Source organism: Enterococcus sp. DIV0170, assembly GCF_051710765.1.
Taxonomy (GTDB): Bacteria; Bacillota; Bacilli; order Lactobacillales; family Enterococcaceae; genus Enterococcus_A; species Enterococcus_A raffinosus.
In genome coordinates this window covers 243,133-257,986 of record NZ_JBIOLG010000001.1, presented here as the reverse complement: position 1 = coordinate 257,986, position 14,854 = coordinate 243,133, and the positions used below count along the sequence as shown (strand labels likewise).

At 40.5% G+C, this 14,854-nt stretch carries 15 protein-coding genes; 3 read left to right on the top strand and 12 right to left on the bottom strand.

Features of this window, described 5'->3' with window-relative positions:
- Positions 1 to 142: 142 nt before the first annotated feature.
- A complete protein-coding gene (locus IGI50_RS01300; RefSeq protein ID WP_438775826.1) occupies positions 143 to 1,156 on the top strand; it encodes a sortase domain-containing protein in 1,014 nt (337 codons plus the stop codon).
- A 27-nt stretch (positions 1,157 to 1,183) separates the two neighbouring features.
- On the opposite strand, the gene IGI50_RS01295 is transcribed toward IGI50_RS01300, so the two are convergent.
- The 11 genes from IGI50_RS01295 to IGI50_RS01245 all read right to left on the bottom strand — a co-directional run bounded on the left by IGI50_RS01295 (position 1,184) and on the right by IGI50_RS01245 (position 11,414).
- A complete protein-coding gene (locus IGI50_RS01295; RefSeq protein WP_438775824.1) occupies positions 1,184 to 1,399 on the bottom strand; it encodes a hypothetical protein in 216 nt (71 codons plus the stop codon).
- Positions 1,377 to 1,679 (bottom strand): helix-turn-helix domain-containing protein, encoded by a 303-nt coding sequence (locus tag IGI50_RS01290; RefSeq protein WP_438775823.1) that lies wholly within the window; start codon positions 1,677 to 1,679, stop codon positions 1,377 to 1,379. The genes IGI50_RS01295 and IGI50_RS01290 overlap by 23 nt, the downstream gene beginning before the upstream one ends.
- Positions 1,680 to 1,895: 216 nt before the next feature.
- A complete protein-coding gene (locus IGI50_RS01285) occupies positions 1,896 to 2,267 on the bottom strand; it encodes a type II toxin-antitoxin system PemK/MazF family toxin (RefSeq protein ID WP_010747167.1) in 372 nt (123 codons plus the stop codon).
- A 245-nt stretch (positions 2,268 to 2,512) separates the two neighbouring features.
- Positions 2,513 to 3,640 carry an alanine racemase gene (gene alr, locus IGI50_RS01280; RefSeq protein ID WP_438775820.1) on the bottom strand — a complete coding sequence of 376 codons (1,128 nt, stop codon included), beginning with the start codon at positions 3,638 to 3,640 and terminating at the stop codon, positions 2,513 to 2,515.
- 19 nt (positions 3,641 to 3,659) lie between these two features.
- On the bottom strand, positions 3,660 to 4,010 hold the full coding sequence (gene acpS / locus IGI50_RS01275; RefSeq protein WP_218256470.1) for a holo-ACP synthase: 351 nt from the start codon (positions 4,008 to 4,010) through the stop codon (positions 3,660 to 3,662).
- 148 nt (positions 4,011 to 4,158) lie between these two features.
- A complete protein-coding gene (gene cshA / locus IGI50_RS01270; RefSeq protein WP_218256469.1) occupies positions 4,159 to 5,703 on the bottom strand; it encodes a degradosome RNA helicase CshA in 1,545 nt (514 codons plus the stop codon).
- 330 nt (positions 5,704 to 6,033) lie between these two features.
- Complete coding sequence (locus IGI50_RS01265) at positions 6,034 to 7,389, bottom strand: UDP-N-acetylmuramoyl-tripeptide--D-alanyl-D-alanine ligase (RefSeq protein WP_438775817.1); 1,356 nt, start codon at positions 7,387 to 7,389, stop codon at positions 6,034 to 6,036.
- Between the two features lie 164 nt (positions 7,390 to 7,553).
- A complete protein-coding gene (locus IGI50_RS01260; protein ID WP_010747172.1) occupies positions 7,554 to 8,618 on the bottom strand; it encodes a D-alanine--D-alanine ligase in 1,065 nt (354 codons plus the stop codon).
- Positions 8,619 to 8,718: 100 nt separating this feature from the next.
- Positions 8,719 to 9,168 (bottom strand): YaiI/YqxD family protein, encoded by a 450-nt coding sequence (locus IGI50_RS01255; RefSeq protein ID WP_218256467.1) that lies wholly within the window; start codon positions 9,166 to 9,168, stop codon positions 8,719 to 8,721.
- Positions 9,152 to 10,498, bottom strand: coding sequence for a hypothetical protein (locus tag IGI50_RS01250; protein ID WP_438775815.1), 1,347 nt, complete (start codon positions 10,496 to 10,498; stop codon positions 9,152 to 9,154). Before IGI50_RS01250 ends, IGI50_RS01255 begins: the two co-directional genes overlap by 17 nt.
- A 16-nt stretch (positions 10,499 to 10,514) precedes the next feature.
- Entirely contained in the window at positions 10,515 to 11,414 is a 900-nt protein-coding gene (locus tag IGI50_RS01245) for a metallophosphoesterase (RefSeq protein ID WP_438775814.1), read from the bottom strand.
- 133 nt (positions 11,415 to 11,547) lie between these two features.
- On the opposite strand from IGI50_RS01245, the gene IGI50_RS01240 reads away from it, so the two are divergent.
- A complete protein-coding gene (locus IGI50_RS01240) occupies positions 11,548 to 11,949 on the top strand; it encodes a hypothetical protein (protein ID WP_010747176.1) in 402 nt (133 codons plus the stop codon).
- The gene (locus IGI50_RS01235; RefSeq protein ID WP_438775812.1) at positions 11,949 to 12,506 is read left to right on the top strand and encodes a TIGR00730 family Rossman fold protein; all 558 of its coding nucleotides are present in this window, start codon (positions 11,949 to 11,951) and stop codon (positions 12,504 to 12,506) included. Before IGI50_RS01240 ends, IGI50_RS01235 begins: the two co-directional genes overlap by 1 nt.
- Positions 12,507 to 12,526: 20 nt before the next feature.
- Here the strand turns inward: IGI50_RS01235 and gshAB are convergent, their stop codons facing one another.
- Positions 12,527 to 14,788 (bottom strand): bifunctional glutamate--cysteine ligase GshA/glutathione synthetase GshB, encoded by a 2,262-nt coding sequence (gene gshAB / locus IGI50_RS01230; protein ID WP_218256462.1) that lies wholly within the window; start codon positions 14,786 to 14,788, stop codon positions 12,527 to 12,529.
- Positions 14,789 to 14,854 lie beyond the last annotated feature (66 nt).

Sequence of the window (14,854 nt, the reverse complement as noted above, 5' to 3'; positions counted from 1 at the left end):
CTCCATAAAAGCGGAAAAATATTGATATTTATTTAACTAAAATCCACATATAACAACTCCTTTTAACAATTACGTTATTTTTATTTTTTGTTAATCATTTATACTTTATCATCTAGGCAAATAAGAAAAAGGAGTGTTTTTTATGAAATCAGCACGAAGGAAAAAAACTATTTTTTCAGCTGTTATTGTATGTCTCCTCTTATTATTTGTCCCACTTATTTTTTCTTCCATTTCAGATGCTCGATCCAATAATAAAAAGGAAGATAGCTATGAAAATCAAGTAAAGATTTATGGTGAAGACACGATCACGATCACTGCGAACCATTCCTTTCACCCAAAACAGTATTACAAAGCCGTTGATGATAACTATCAACTTATCAAACTCAACTATTCTAAAATTAATACAAGCAAACCTGGACGCCACTCACTAACCTTATCGGCAAAAAACAAACAGGATTACGATAAGCGGAAAGTCCTTATTATTGTTGAGGAAGAAAAAGTTGCTCCTTCTGAAAAAAAAGAAGATAAAACTCTTACCGCTGTTGCTTCGCAAAAAGAGGCAGTCCTAGCCCCTGTTGAAACTCCCGATCCGTCAGAAGTAGCAGAACCTACTACTTCTTCAGAAACAGAACAAGCACCTGTCGAACCTCCAGTACAACAAGAACAGCTCAACAATGAACAAGAAATACAGCCTGTAGTCCCAGAGGAAACTCAAACAGAAGTTACTGCTCCACAAACACCTTCTTTACAGCCAAATCAAATTTCTTTTCACGGTCAGTTTCTTCCTTATGTAAATGCTGGGCAAGGCAGCGGCCAGGGGGTTATCAATGGTAGTGCGGTTGCTGCAACTTGGGGTGGAAACCCTACACAATCTGGTATGGATAATCAAAACACTCATTTTATTGGGCACAATCCTGGAATCTTCTCGCCATTATTAGCCCTTGGTGGAGGAGATGCCATTACTGTTACTGATAACGCAGGCAATGCAACCACTTATATAGTAAACGGATTGATTCAAGTCGATGATGGCGGCAGAGACATCGCTTCTGGAATAGATAATTGGGACCAGATTACCTCTGCTGGTGGAGGCGAACGTATTACCTTACAGACGTGTCTCAGCGATACCGTCAATCTGATCGTTTATGCGCAAGCATAAAAAGAGGCTGACACTTTGTGTGCCAGCCTACTTTTTTATTGTCCGCTCCATAATATAGCGAATAAGATGAGCTATCAACATAGTAGAAAAAACAAGCGCAGCGACTATCTTTATTCCTGTTGGAATATACCCTGGTGAAGCCCCGATGCCTCTCAGATGGCCTATCGCAATTAAACACACTCCGCCTAAATTATAGGTAATTAAAAGTAGCTTATTGATTTTACGAATCCTTTCTTCCATCATCTTCTCCTCCGTTCATACTGGGCAACCCATACTGGTTTCTAAAATTCTGCGAATCTGCCAAATAATCCAAAAGACTAGGTTTGGCCTGACCTAAAAGCGCATCGATACTTTTTCGATAAATTTTGCTAAGGGCAATCAGCTGATCATAATCTGGTGCACTTTTATTCAATTCCCATTTAGAAATGGTTTGCGGTGTAACATGCAGCAGCTCGGCAAGCTGTTTTTGGCTCATCTTTTTTCTTTGACGAAAATACCGAAGCTGTTCTCCGATATCAACCATTGCTCTCCCTCATTTCCAGTGCTTTTCTATACCTGTATTATACAATGCTAACCTCCAAGTTTACTATAAATCATTGATAGATGATTCGTTGAACCATGAAAAAAAGAACACAACGAATCGTTGTGTCCTTGTTAGCTAGCACATTTTGAGAAATTTTCCTGTAGCTTAAACGCTGGTTCCTAAGATAAGAAACAAGCCTTGTAAATCTAGCTGATTTTATGTAAGATTCGATGTCACAGCAGACATCGTCTCGATACCCACGCTGATACGTAAGGCAGCATCCACTTCTGCCATCAAGCACCGATCTAAATGACAAACCTTTTCCTTCAAACGTGATTTGTCAATCGTGCGAATCTGCTCTAATAAGATAACCGAATCTCGTTCAATTCCGGTACCGTTTGATTTGATTCCGATATGTGTTGGTAATTTAGGCTTAGCCATTTTCGCTGTGATCGCAGCGATGATGATCGTCGGGCTAAAATGATTTCCTAAATTATTTTGGATGACCAATACCGGCCGAATGCCACCTTGTTCAGAACCAATGACTGGCGATAAATCCGCGAAATAGATATCACCACGTTTAACCATAATAATCTCCTTACTCCTTTTAATGTAGGCATTTTTTCCAAAAAATGCCCCCGATGTTCTTACCGTATATCATTCCTCTAAGTATTCTTGCCTTATTCTTGTTTCATCTTATTTTACTTTAGTCATCGATGTATACTGCGAAAAGAGGAACTGACATCCTTACTCCTTTTAATATAGGCATTTTTTTATCAAAAAATGCCCCCGATGTTCTTGCCGTATATCATTCCTCTAAGTATTTCTTGCCTTTAGTTTTGATAAATTCTAGGAACACGTTCTGAAAGCATGCAGCAAACCTCATAATGGATTGTCCCTAAATGATCCGCAACCTCTTGCATTGTAATCTCTTTTCCGTTGTTTTTACCGATCAATGTGACTTTTGTACCGACCTTGAACTCTCGTGGCAGACGAACCATTAATTGATCCATACACACACGACCAACAATCTCACAATACTCGCCTTCTACCAATAATGAAAATCCCTGCATCTTCCGTAACCAACCATCGGCATAACCAATCGGAATCGTCCCGATCCATTCATTTTTAGGTGTGTCGTAGGTTTTCCCGTATCCCACACCTTCACCGGCAGCCAATTCTTTTACTTGAATCAACTCAGAAACTAATTCCATTGCAGGTTTTAATGGATAGGTCTCTGGCAATTCATGACCTGATGGATTCAACCCATACATTCCAATGCCATAGCGAATCATATTTCCAGGCATTTCTTTGTCATGCCATAAGGCCGTCGCACTGTTGCTTGAGTGAACGTAGCGTGGCAAATGATCTAGCGCCTCAATCATCATGTTAAACCGCTCTGCTTGCTTATGCCAATAAGAAGCGTCTTTCTCATCAGCAGTAGCGAAATGGGTAAATAGACCTTCCCAAATCATATTTGGTGAATCATCAATGATTGCTGCAGCTTCCTTTACTTCTTCTGGTGTTAAGAAACCAATTCGTCCCATTCCAGAATCAGCTTTGATATGGATCTTTATTGGTTTTGTTGCCTCTTCTAAATCTTTTAAAACTTCTTGAGCCTCGATCAGCCATTCCTTTGTCGCCACGGTGATTGACAAATCATAATCAATAACCAATGATAGATAGCTTGGGAATACCACACTCAAAACTAAAATAGGCTCCGTAATCCCCGCTTCTCGCAACTCGATTGCTTCATCCAGTGTCGCCACACAAAAACCTGTAGCACCAACCGATAAAGCCGTTTGAGCAGTAGCAACCGCTCCATGACCATAGCCGTCTGCTTTCACTACCGCAAACAATTCCACGCCTTCCGGCAAACGCTCAACCTCATGTTTGATGTTCTCTCTCAATGCTTTCTTATGTATGATAGCTCTTGTAGGTCGATGATACGTTACAACCATAAACTAAGTATCCTTCTTTCTATTCTTCTAGCAATACTTGAGCGATCGCTAGATCCTCCGTATGGGTCAAGCTGACAAAAACTTTTCCCTGATGAGGTGATTTTGTAAAGGCGGGTGCACCGTTATCATCTCGTAAAATCTCTAAATCCTGAAAACTGACTTTTCCAATGCCGGTCCCCCACGCCTTTGAAAAAGCTTCTTTACATGCATACCGTCCTGCTAGAAATTCTACCTGACGATGAGGCGAATGGCTAGCAAAAAGGGTCTGTTCCGCCGGAGTTAATATTCGTTCCACAAAATGCGGTCGGCGCTCAATGATTTTTGCGACTCGTTCAAGTTCAGTCGCATCAATCCCGATTCCTTTGATCATACTCTCAACCCTTTCAAGTAACATCTTTATTTTACCAAAGACTTCTTTAAATGCTATGATTTTTTTTTAATAATCCGCGCAAAGTCCTTTATATCAAGAAAAAAGCCATCAATCAAAAAGATTGATGGCTTTGACAGTTATGCACGAATTAATCGTTTGTGTTAGTGCGAATTACAAACCCGCGCTTTTTGTCGTTACTACGGTTTGAATTTTTATTGTTGCTGCGTTGTTTGTTTCCGCCGTAGTTTTTGTTCTTGTTATTGTTACGGTCGCGATCTTTGCGGTAGTTATCTTTTCCGCGTCCGCCGCCACGGTTGTTTCCTCCGCCGCGTTTACCGCCACGATTAAAGCCGCCTTTTTTATTTGAAGGCAATGGACGTTCTGGTGTAATTTTAACAGGTACAGAGTCAGCTGGGTCCTTAGCGACCGTCTTCAACAGCATTGCAGTTAATTCTTCTGGAGAATAAGCTGCTAATAACTCCTGTGCTGATTCATTGTATTTTTCTAAGCTATCAGAATTTTCTTCCATTTGGCTTTGAATTTGTTCCATCGCCGCTCCTAGTTGCCCTTTGAAGGCTTCTTTCTCGGTTGGCGGACGCATTGGATTCATACGTTTTTTCGTTAAGTTTTCAATGACATGCAAGTAACCCATTTCGTTTGGTGTAACGAAAGTTACAGACATACCACCTTTACCAGCACGACCTGTACGACCGATGCGGTGAACATAGCTTTCTGGATCTTGTGGAATATCATAGTTATACACATGAGTGACACCTGAGATATCCAATCCGCGAGCAGCAACATCTGTTGCGACTAAGATATCAAGATCGCCACGTTTAAATGAACGCAAGACACTCATTCGTTTTTGTTGTGACAAATCGCCATGAATTCCTTCTGCTTTGTAGCCGCGCGCCTCTAAGCCACGTGCTAATTCATCAACGCGACGTTTAGTACGTCCAAAGACAATCGCTAAATCTGGTGTTTGAACATCAAACAAGCGAGTCATAATATCGAATTTTTCATAATCTTTCGCCCGAACATAATATTGATCGATTAAATCAGCGGTCATTTCTTTCGCTTTGATTTTCACGTGTTCAGGGTCTTTCATAAATTTCACGCCGATTTTTTTGATTGCATCAGGCATTGTTGCTGAGAACAACAATGTTTGGCGTTCTGCAGGGACTTTACTGATAATTTTTTCGATATCTTCTAGGAAGCCCATGTTCAACATTTCGTCTGCTTCGTCTAGAACAAGCGTTTCGACTGTTTCTAATTTTAGGGTGTGACGATTGATATGATCCAACATCCGTCCTGGTGTTCCAACGACGATATGTGGACGATCCTTCAACCCACGAATCTGACGACCAATGTCTGCACCGCCATAGACAGCTTGTACACGAATTTTTTTATCGCGGCCTAAACGATACAATTCTTCTTGTGTTTGGATAGCAAGTTCACGGGTTGGTGAAATTACTAGACCTTGTAAAACATTCTTCGTCGTATCAATTTTGTCTAACATCGGTAGACCAAAAGCGGCTGTTTTACCAGTCCCTGTCTGTGCTTGACCAATAACATCTTTTCCGTCTAGTGCTAAAGGAATAGTTTGTTCTTGAATCGGTGTTGCTTCTTCAAAACCTGAGCGTTCGATCGCTACTAATAGTTCTGGTGATAATTTTAGTTCTTTGAATTTCAAATGATATCCTCCTAATGTCTGTTGACCTTATCATTTAGAGCGTATGGTTTGGTATCTGCGTTTGGTCTGCAACTGTCCCTTTAGTTGCCGTCCTTGGCGATACTACCGAAAAACCGCTCCGCGAAGTCAGGCGGAAGGATCATCTCTCACAAAAAGTGGTTGAGACATCGTTCAATTGAAAAATGCCCCAACCGCTTCTCAAAAATAATTGGTAAGCCAGCGATACACCGCTAGCGAATCTTTAATTTATTGGATGACTCATTCAATCATTACTTCATTTCTCGGCAATGGCTCATTTTAGCACATCATTTCATTTTCTGCAAGTTTTCACTATTGCTGCAAAGCTTCAACGACTTCGAATAAGCCCATGCCGTTGCTGCCTTTCAAAACAATGCTGTCTGTTGTTTGCAAACTTTCTTTGATCGCCTGAATCATTTGCGATTTATCACTTTTATTGAAGTACCGCACTGTCAATGATGGATACCGATCCGCCAAAGCAAGCTTTAGTCCCTTCATTTCATCTCCGTAAAGATAGATTTCTTGAAAGTCTTGGTCATTAATATGATCTACCATACTCGCGTGTAGCGAATAGGAATCCGCGCCTAACTCTAACATATCCGCTAAAACAGCTAGGCGGCGGCCTTCTGTTGGTAATTTTGCAAAAGTATCCAGCACTAGTCCCATTGCTGTTGGGTTCGCATTATAAACATCACTCAAAATGTCTGCGCCATTATTCGCCTTCAACCACTGGGTGCGATTTTGAGTCACCTGTACATAGGCTAGTCCTTGAAAAATTTGCTCATTGCTAACGTCGAACCATCGACCAATTGCCATCGCAATCAACGCATTCTGCACATTATAGCTTCCTGGCAGAGGAATTTGGTACCCATTATCATCAACTGAAAAAACGGTCGCGCCTTTGTTTTCATTCAGAATCGTAGCAGATAGGTCACCTTTTTGAATGCCCACGGTTTCGACCGTTTGAGACAACGAACTAATGCGTTCTTCTAATAAAGGCTCATCGGCAGGGATAATTAGTAGACCGTCTGAGGCTAAACCTGTTGTAATTTCCATCTTCGCATCTGCGATTTTGTCGCGCGAACCTAAGTTTTCTATATGGGCCTCACCGATAATCGTGATTGCTGCAACATCCGGCTCAGCCAACTCTGATAAGATACTGATCTCACCAGCATGGTCCATGCCCATCTCCAAAATTAACTTTTCAGTTCCTTCTGGCATGTGCAAGATCGTATAAGGCAAGCCAATATCATTGTTGTAATTCCCTTGTGTTTTATATGTCCGAAACTTTTGGCTAAGGACCGATTCAGTCATATCTTTTGTTGTGGTTTTTCCGTTCGAGCCTGTAATAGCAATCACGTCTGGATTTTCCTCCAATAAGTAATAGCTTGCTAGAGCTTGAAAGGCTAGCAGCGTATCCTTAACTAAAATGACAGCAATACCTTCTGGCGCTGTTTCTGGATCATTGCTCCATAGTGTTGCAGTCGCTCCATTTTCTATTGCCTTTGATACAAACTCATGGCCATCATTTGTTCCCTGCAAAGGCACAAATAAATCGCCAGCTTCAATTTTTCGTGAATCGAATTCGACACCAGTAACGGTCACCTCATTTTCCGCCAATACTTTACCTTGAACGGCCTTGCTGATGATTGTCGTTGTAAAATTCATGGTGTTCCTCCCAAATTTTTGTTTCTGACTACAGTGAAATTTTCATGTGCCTGAGTATCCTCCAAATAATACTCCTTTGATACGCCAGACGTTAAAAGGAACTTGAAACATCATTCAATCGAATCATGTCTCAAGCCCTACTCGGTTGTTAAACAGAAGCGAAATTATTCAAGGGCAGCTCGCTGCTCATGACGCTTTGTACCTAATTGAATTAATTCTTCAATCAAATCGCCATACTTCAAGCCCATGTTCTCCCATAATAATGGATACATGCTAAATTCAGTAAAACCAGGCATCGTATTCAATTCATTCAAGAATAATTCGTTTTTATTCGTTAGGAAAAAGTCGATTCGGCTAAGTCCTGAACCGCCTAACATTGTATAGGCTGACTTGGCATAATCGCGAGCTTTCTGCATCACTTCTTCTGGAATATCTGCCGGGATCGCCATTTGAATCGTGTTGTCGATATATTTAGCGTTGTAATCGTAGAAAGCTTCTTCTTTTACAATTTCTCCAGGCAATGTTGTCCGCACGTCGTCGTTTCCTAAAACAGCTACTTCGATTTCACGAGCATCAATTCCCTGCTCTACCAAAGCACGAGAATCATAGCGATAGGCTTCTTGCAGTGCATTTTGCAGCTCTTCACGGTTTTCTGCTCGTGTGATTCCTACACTCGAACCCATATTAGCAGGTTTGATAAACATTGGGTACAACAAGGTCCCTTCGCATTTATCAAAGATTTGTTTTGGATTTTCTTTCCATTGGTTCTTCAAAACGGGAACATAGGGAACCTGTGGAATACCGGCTGCTTGCAGGATATATTTCGTCATAATTTTATCCATCGCACAAGCACTCGTCATCACACCTGCACCGACATACGGCATATCCAATGTTTCTAAAAAGCCTTGGATGGTTCCATCTTCTCCGTTCGGTCCATGTAAAACTGGAAAGACAATCGCATTGTCTTCCTTAATATCACCGGGAGCGATTACCTTGCCGCTGAATCCCTCAACTTCATGACCGGTTGGGTCCCAAGTTAGGCGCAGCGTTTCATCTGTTTCTGGCGCTTCCGTTAACAATGGGCCTTTAACCCATTGTCCGGTTTTATCAATATAGATAAGTTGTACTTGATAATAGTCAAAATAAACCGCAGAAATAACTGAAAAAGCCGATAAAATCGCTACATCGTGTTCTGGACTTTTCCCACCATAAAGTAAAATAATTTTCAACTGAATGTCCTCCATTACTTTCTGATCCCTAACATTTTAGCACAAAAATCAAAATCCCCAAAAAGAAATTTTACAAGTATTACAAAGCTTATCATTTAGATTACAACAAAGACTGTTGGATCAAGCTTTCCAGAACTTCTTGAAAATGTGTCCGATCCTCATTAGTAAAAGGTTTCGGTCCCTTTGTACGTTGTTTCGCTTGACGCATTTTGCCTCCAATAAAACGTTGTGTCAGGAGCGCATCAATATTCATTTGCGTATATTCCATCCCTATTTGATGTAAAACATGTGCAGCCTTCGCCAAGGTCAATGACGCCAAACCATAATCCTGCGTCACTAAAATATCCTCTGGTTGAATAACGGAAACTATTTTAAAATCGGCGGAATCGGCACCACGATCCACATAAATAAACTCCACGAAATCTGGATATTCTTTTTTTGAATAGTGATCAATACTTGTAACGATCACAACTGGCAGTCCATATTTTTTTGCAACCGCGATCGTGGTATCTTTTACTGGCGACCCATCGCCATCAATAATTAAACGCATGTTTTCCAACCCTTCTAATTAGACCAAGCCCAACCAATAGAATAATGATCGAGAGAAATTTAACTATGTCCATTGTGGCAAGGATTTCTGAGGAGTGCAAGCTGCGCAGCAGAAAAATATCCTTCATTGGTAAATTTTTCGCCTGCAATGTGACAAGCATCAACAACATTAAGATAAATTGATGCGTGATGCTCCCTTTGTTAGATGTTGAATACTTTGCAGTAAGGCGCTGCTGCGCTTCAATACTCTCTGTTTGATAGTACAAACGATTTAGCCAAGCGCTGGTTCCTTTTTGAAAAAAGGTTAGTACAAAGATGGCAACTGGAAATAAGAAGCGAATACTTAATAGTAATAAACCCGCCGCTAAACCAGCCAGTTGTACATTCAACTCATTTTTAAACGATTGACGCACCTTTCCTGCCAATACTAAGGAACTAATAACCCCTAAAAGATAAGGTAAAAATAGATACAGGCCTTGTGAAGCAGCCCCTTTATAAACCGCAACATAAAATGCACCGAAAAGAAAAATAAAATTTCCTAACATGCCATTAAGAAACGTTAGTGCATTCTGCCAAAGCGGCAGCTTCCATCGACTTTTCACTTGATTAACCACAACGATAGCCACCATAAATATTCCCGCAAACAAAATAATGGCATTGTTCAACAAAGATTCATTAAACAACAATCGACCACTTCGTAATAAAAAGAGAGCAACAAAGAATAAAATGAACCAGATCAATTCAGAAATTGAAAAAACATGCTTCGTTAATTCTTTAAAATCCATCTCGTAATGCGGATAATGTTTCACCGTATGATAAGCACAAATAAAATAAAGGGTAACGACACTTGGCACGATAACTGATTGAATAGGAAATGCAAGTGTTGTTCCATAAAATAAGGGCGCCAGAACAATTAAAGCGATCAGATAGCGACGGCTGCTCATCGTTTGAAAGCCTTTAGATTTTTCAAAAAAATTAACACTGGCATTTGCTGGCGGCAACCAAGCCGCACTTAATCCTAAAAAGATACTGCCAAATAAGTAGAAAGTAAAATGCAATGCTCCAATTAAGGTTAGAAAAGAACCAATCCCACCGACCAAAAGAGAAACCATTAATAGCGTATACTGATCAATCGACCGATATAATCCGCGAATCAGAAAAATTCCAGTCACACGAAACGTATAAAAGAAAACAAAGGGTAGAACCGTAACAGACGACTGCGAATCTACCAAGTGCATAAATAATAGATATGGAATAACAATCATCGTGTTGGCTAAAACAAAAGGGGTTGTTTGCGTAAATTGTCTTAAAAATTTTTTTATTACTTCCATTAAAATTATCCTTCCACTAATAAGAAATCAACGTTATCGCTTGTTGAAATTCTTCAATCAAATGATCCTCTTTATAAGCAGCAAAATCTTCCTGATGCTTATTCAATAAGCCGCGCATTTTCATAGGAATGAAAACTTCTGCTAAATGATTATCTAAAACAAAATTCTTTGTAATCGACCATTCATAATAATACCCGAATGGTCGACAGCTATAAATGGTGTCATGAATCTTACGATCGCCAAACCGGCGATGTGTATGCCCAAATACAACCTGTTGAACATTGGGATACTGGTCCAGCAGTTCGCCTAATGCCTTCGACCCCAAGAAAGCATTCAATTTATTCCAAATTTGATATTTCCCACTTAAATGTACAATAAACTCTTCTTTCGGAACAAAGTGAGTTGCCAAAATAACCTGATAATTTTTTCTAGCTAAATCATCCAGTACATTGCGCAATTGACGTAAAATCTCTTGATTCACCGTCTGATCATCTGAAAAACGTTCGATGATCCGATCGAACCAATAAATATTTTTGATTGAACGAATTTGTTTTGGATCTTTTAACTCAGAAAAGCCATAATCATACCAGCCATTAAACCCTAATAGAACCGTTTTTTGGTTGAGGGGCAAATAACGGAGATTTAGAAAATGACTGTCTGGATAATGCTCAATCATTTGTTCTCCTTTAACATTTCCCATCTCATGGTTTCCTAAATTAAAGGTTGTCGGAAGCTCTCGTTGACGAAAAAAATGATTGACCGCTAGTGTCTGATCCATCTTATTCGCAGTATCTCCAGCAAAATGTAAGCGTGTCACCTCTTGCTCTTTCAGTAAAGCAAAAAGTTTTGACAGCTCAGTCTCGCCAAAGTGATTAATATCTGCATGTAGGTCCGTGATCACTGCTAATTTTCCCATCATACTGCCTCCTTACCCGTCTACTTTACACAAATCCTTGTAATAATGCGAGCCAAAAGCTGAATCCGCACGTAGGATATTTCAGGTCTGTGCTATACTTATTTCAAAGAAAGAATTTAAGGGGGAGAACAGAATGGTTACTTATCAAAATCTTCAAACCGATTTATTGCAAGCGCTTGATTTACACGTGGATATTTTAAAAGAAGTCAACGATATTAAAACAGAAGAGATTCCTGCTTTTTTATTTATGATGCGCAGCTTGGGCTTCATGCTTGATCGGGCAGCATTAGTTTTAGCAAGCGGCGATGATGAAGAAATGTATTACATGATGTTTCAATATTATAGTTTGTTAAAAGAACTGAAATTGAATCTGGCAATGAATTATCCTTACGCCAAACTACAGGAAGAACCTTTAATGAACACTGTTGATAAATTCCCTAATACCTATGAAAATGAAATGAAGCTATGGTGGGAAGAGAAGACAGGGTTAATCGTGGAATCAACGAAGCAAACGCTCGAATTGGAAGAACACTGATGCGAATAGCTGTATATTGTGGTGCACACCTTGGGGCCGACCCTGCCTATGCTCTTGCAGCACAAGCACTGGGACATTGGATCGTAAGGAATGGGCACGAACTTGTTTATGGAGGTAGCAAACTTGGGTTAATGGGTGTGGTCGCAGACAGTGTTTTGGACGCCGGCGGTACTGTGATTGGCATCATGCCGAAATTTCTGCAGGATCGCGAACGTGTTCACACCGGTTTATCACGTATGATCACCGTAAATGACTTAGACGAACGAAAAAAGATGATGATGCAACACGCAGATGTTTGTTTGGCTTTGCCTGGAGGCGTCGGAACATTAGAAGAAATCAGCGAGGCTTATTCTTGGGCTCGTGTTGGGCAAAATAATAATCCCTGTATCTTCTTTGATGTGAATGATTATTATCGTCTTCTGCGTGATTTTTTTGATCAAATGGTGGAACAACACTTTTTGTCAGCGGAGGATCGTCAGCTCGTTTTATTTTCTGACTCATTAATCGAAATCGACAACTTCATACAATGCTTTTATAAAAATACTCCACACGACTGAGTCAAGTCGTGTGGAGTATTTTAGATAGTCATTTCTGGATACAAGAAGCGCAATACGTCCAGAGTCAATCGCCGACTTTTCCCGATATAGGGGTATATGTGCATATGCATCATTGGGTTAAAGTTCGCTTCGATAATCCCGTAGTCATCGTGTGTTTCATAAGGCTTGTTCTTGTCTGGGATGATCAAATCAATACCACTGATACTAGCTCCCAATACCTCCACTGCTTCGATTGCTATTTGTTTATAGCTTTCATGAATTTCATCCGTTACATCAATAGAATCTCCGCCGGTAGAAACATTGGAGTTCTCCCGCAAGAAGACTTGTTGATCTTTGTCGGGAATACTGTCAATCCGTAATCCTTGTTCCTTCAGCATCAATTGTTCTAAATCACCCAATTGAATTTTTTCTAAAGGCGACCGATGATTCATTCCCCGTAAAGGATTTGCGTTCTTTTCAGCGACTAACTCTTCAATCGTACGATCCCCATCGCCTATAACATTCGCAGGAATCCTAAGTAAAACGGCCTTCACTTGGTGATCGATGACAAAGAACCGATACTCTGTTCCAGGTAAAAATTCTTCAATAATGATTTCATCGTCTTCAGCAAAAGCAAGCGCCAAACCACTATTAAAATCCGTCACCGAGGTCTCACCTTTAAAAATGGTAATCCCTAAGCCATAATTCGTAGATTTTGGTTTAATCACGAAAGCCTTTTGAGCAAATCGTGGATATGCCTTTTTCGCTGTCTCGATCGAGCCAAAGGTTTCGCCATCTGGTACCCGGAAGCCCGCTCGAGCTAGGACCGTTTTAGTGACCGTCTTATTTGCCATCAGCAACGGTGCGATATACGTATCTTTGCTGGTCATATTTCCATTTTTTACTAATTCTTGATGATCATTATGCTGAAGTTTCACGAACTGATCTTGCCGATCCAATACTTCCGTCTCGATTCCTTTTTGAATAGCATCGAACAGTAAATTTTGTGTTGATAATTCCATTTCTTGGAAGCCTGCTAATTGATAAGGGTGTGCCCACGCTTGATCATAGAACTTACGTCCCAACATGGTTGCCACTGCTGCCTGTCCTTCAGTTTCATCCAAAGCAAGAATTTTGGCAGCTAACGTCTCTTCAGGTCGATCCATCCAGGCTTGATATTTTTTAATTAGTTCAGCACCTTCTAATTCTAGCTCGTCAACCATTTGCAGCATCTCAGCAAAAATCATATGTCCCTCTGCTAAATGTGCAGTTGGTTTCATTGGATGCTCTAAAGAGACCTCATCACTTATGCGATTTCCTTCCGCTACCCACTCATCAGCTGACATTTTTTCATCGGTCCACAACAAATACAACATGAACAAATGGATGAATTCAATCTCCTCTGCATTGATCCCCACACGATCAAAGGGATTCAAATCAATATTCCGCAACTCTACATAACGAATTCCTGTATGGAAAAGATCGGCCACCTTTTTTCCACCACGCATGCGGATGGGTGCATAGAACTCTTTTTCCTCCGATAATCGGCCTTGCGAAACATTTTCCGCTAAATCTTCACTATAACGTGTCAAGGTTTCATAGGAGACTTGTACATCTGGTTTATTTACGTAGCCATAATGACTAGTCCGAATACTTCGGACAGGTTCTTTTGGACGATCCTCACTATCAAAGTAGCGGTTTTCACTTAACGGACTCGCTCCAAATAAATAGGTCAACAGCCAGCGATAACGCAAAAAATTACGGGCTATTTTCATATATAATCGCGTTTTGAAATCTTCCATAGAAGCTTCTTCAGTTTGTGCTAAAAAGAGCTGCTTTACTAAATCTAAGCCATATTCAAAATTAAAATGAATCCCGCTGACCATCTGCTTACGTTTGCCATACTCCCGCGCTAAGTAACGCCGATACAACACATCTGCATGTCGCTCCAACTTCGCGATCTGGATATCTTCCTCTTTCTCGGGAAGTACTGGCGGCATAGAAAACGGCCACATCATTTCATCTTTTGACATGCTTCGCTGTGCAACATCATGGATTGCTTCTAAATATGCTAAAACTTCATCCACTGATTCCGTCACTGGGGTGATCAGCTCTAATTGTGTTTCAGAAAAATCTGTTTGGATATAGGGATGGAAGCTCCGGTTCCCCACAGGGGCTGGATGATCCGTCTGTACAAGTTCACCATCTAAGGTTACCCGTTGACTTTCTTTTTCGATCCCATAGCGTGCTTGCAGCAAGAATGGTTTTACCTTTTCTTGTGCCATCATTTTTTTTGTATTCATTTGTCCATAGTCCTCCCAAGCTACATTATATAGAAGAATAACCAGAAACAGAACGGAAATGCTTGA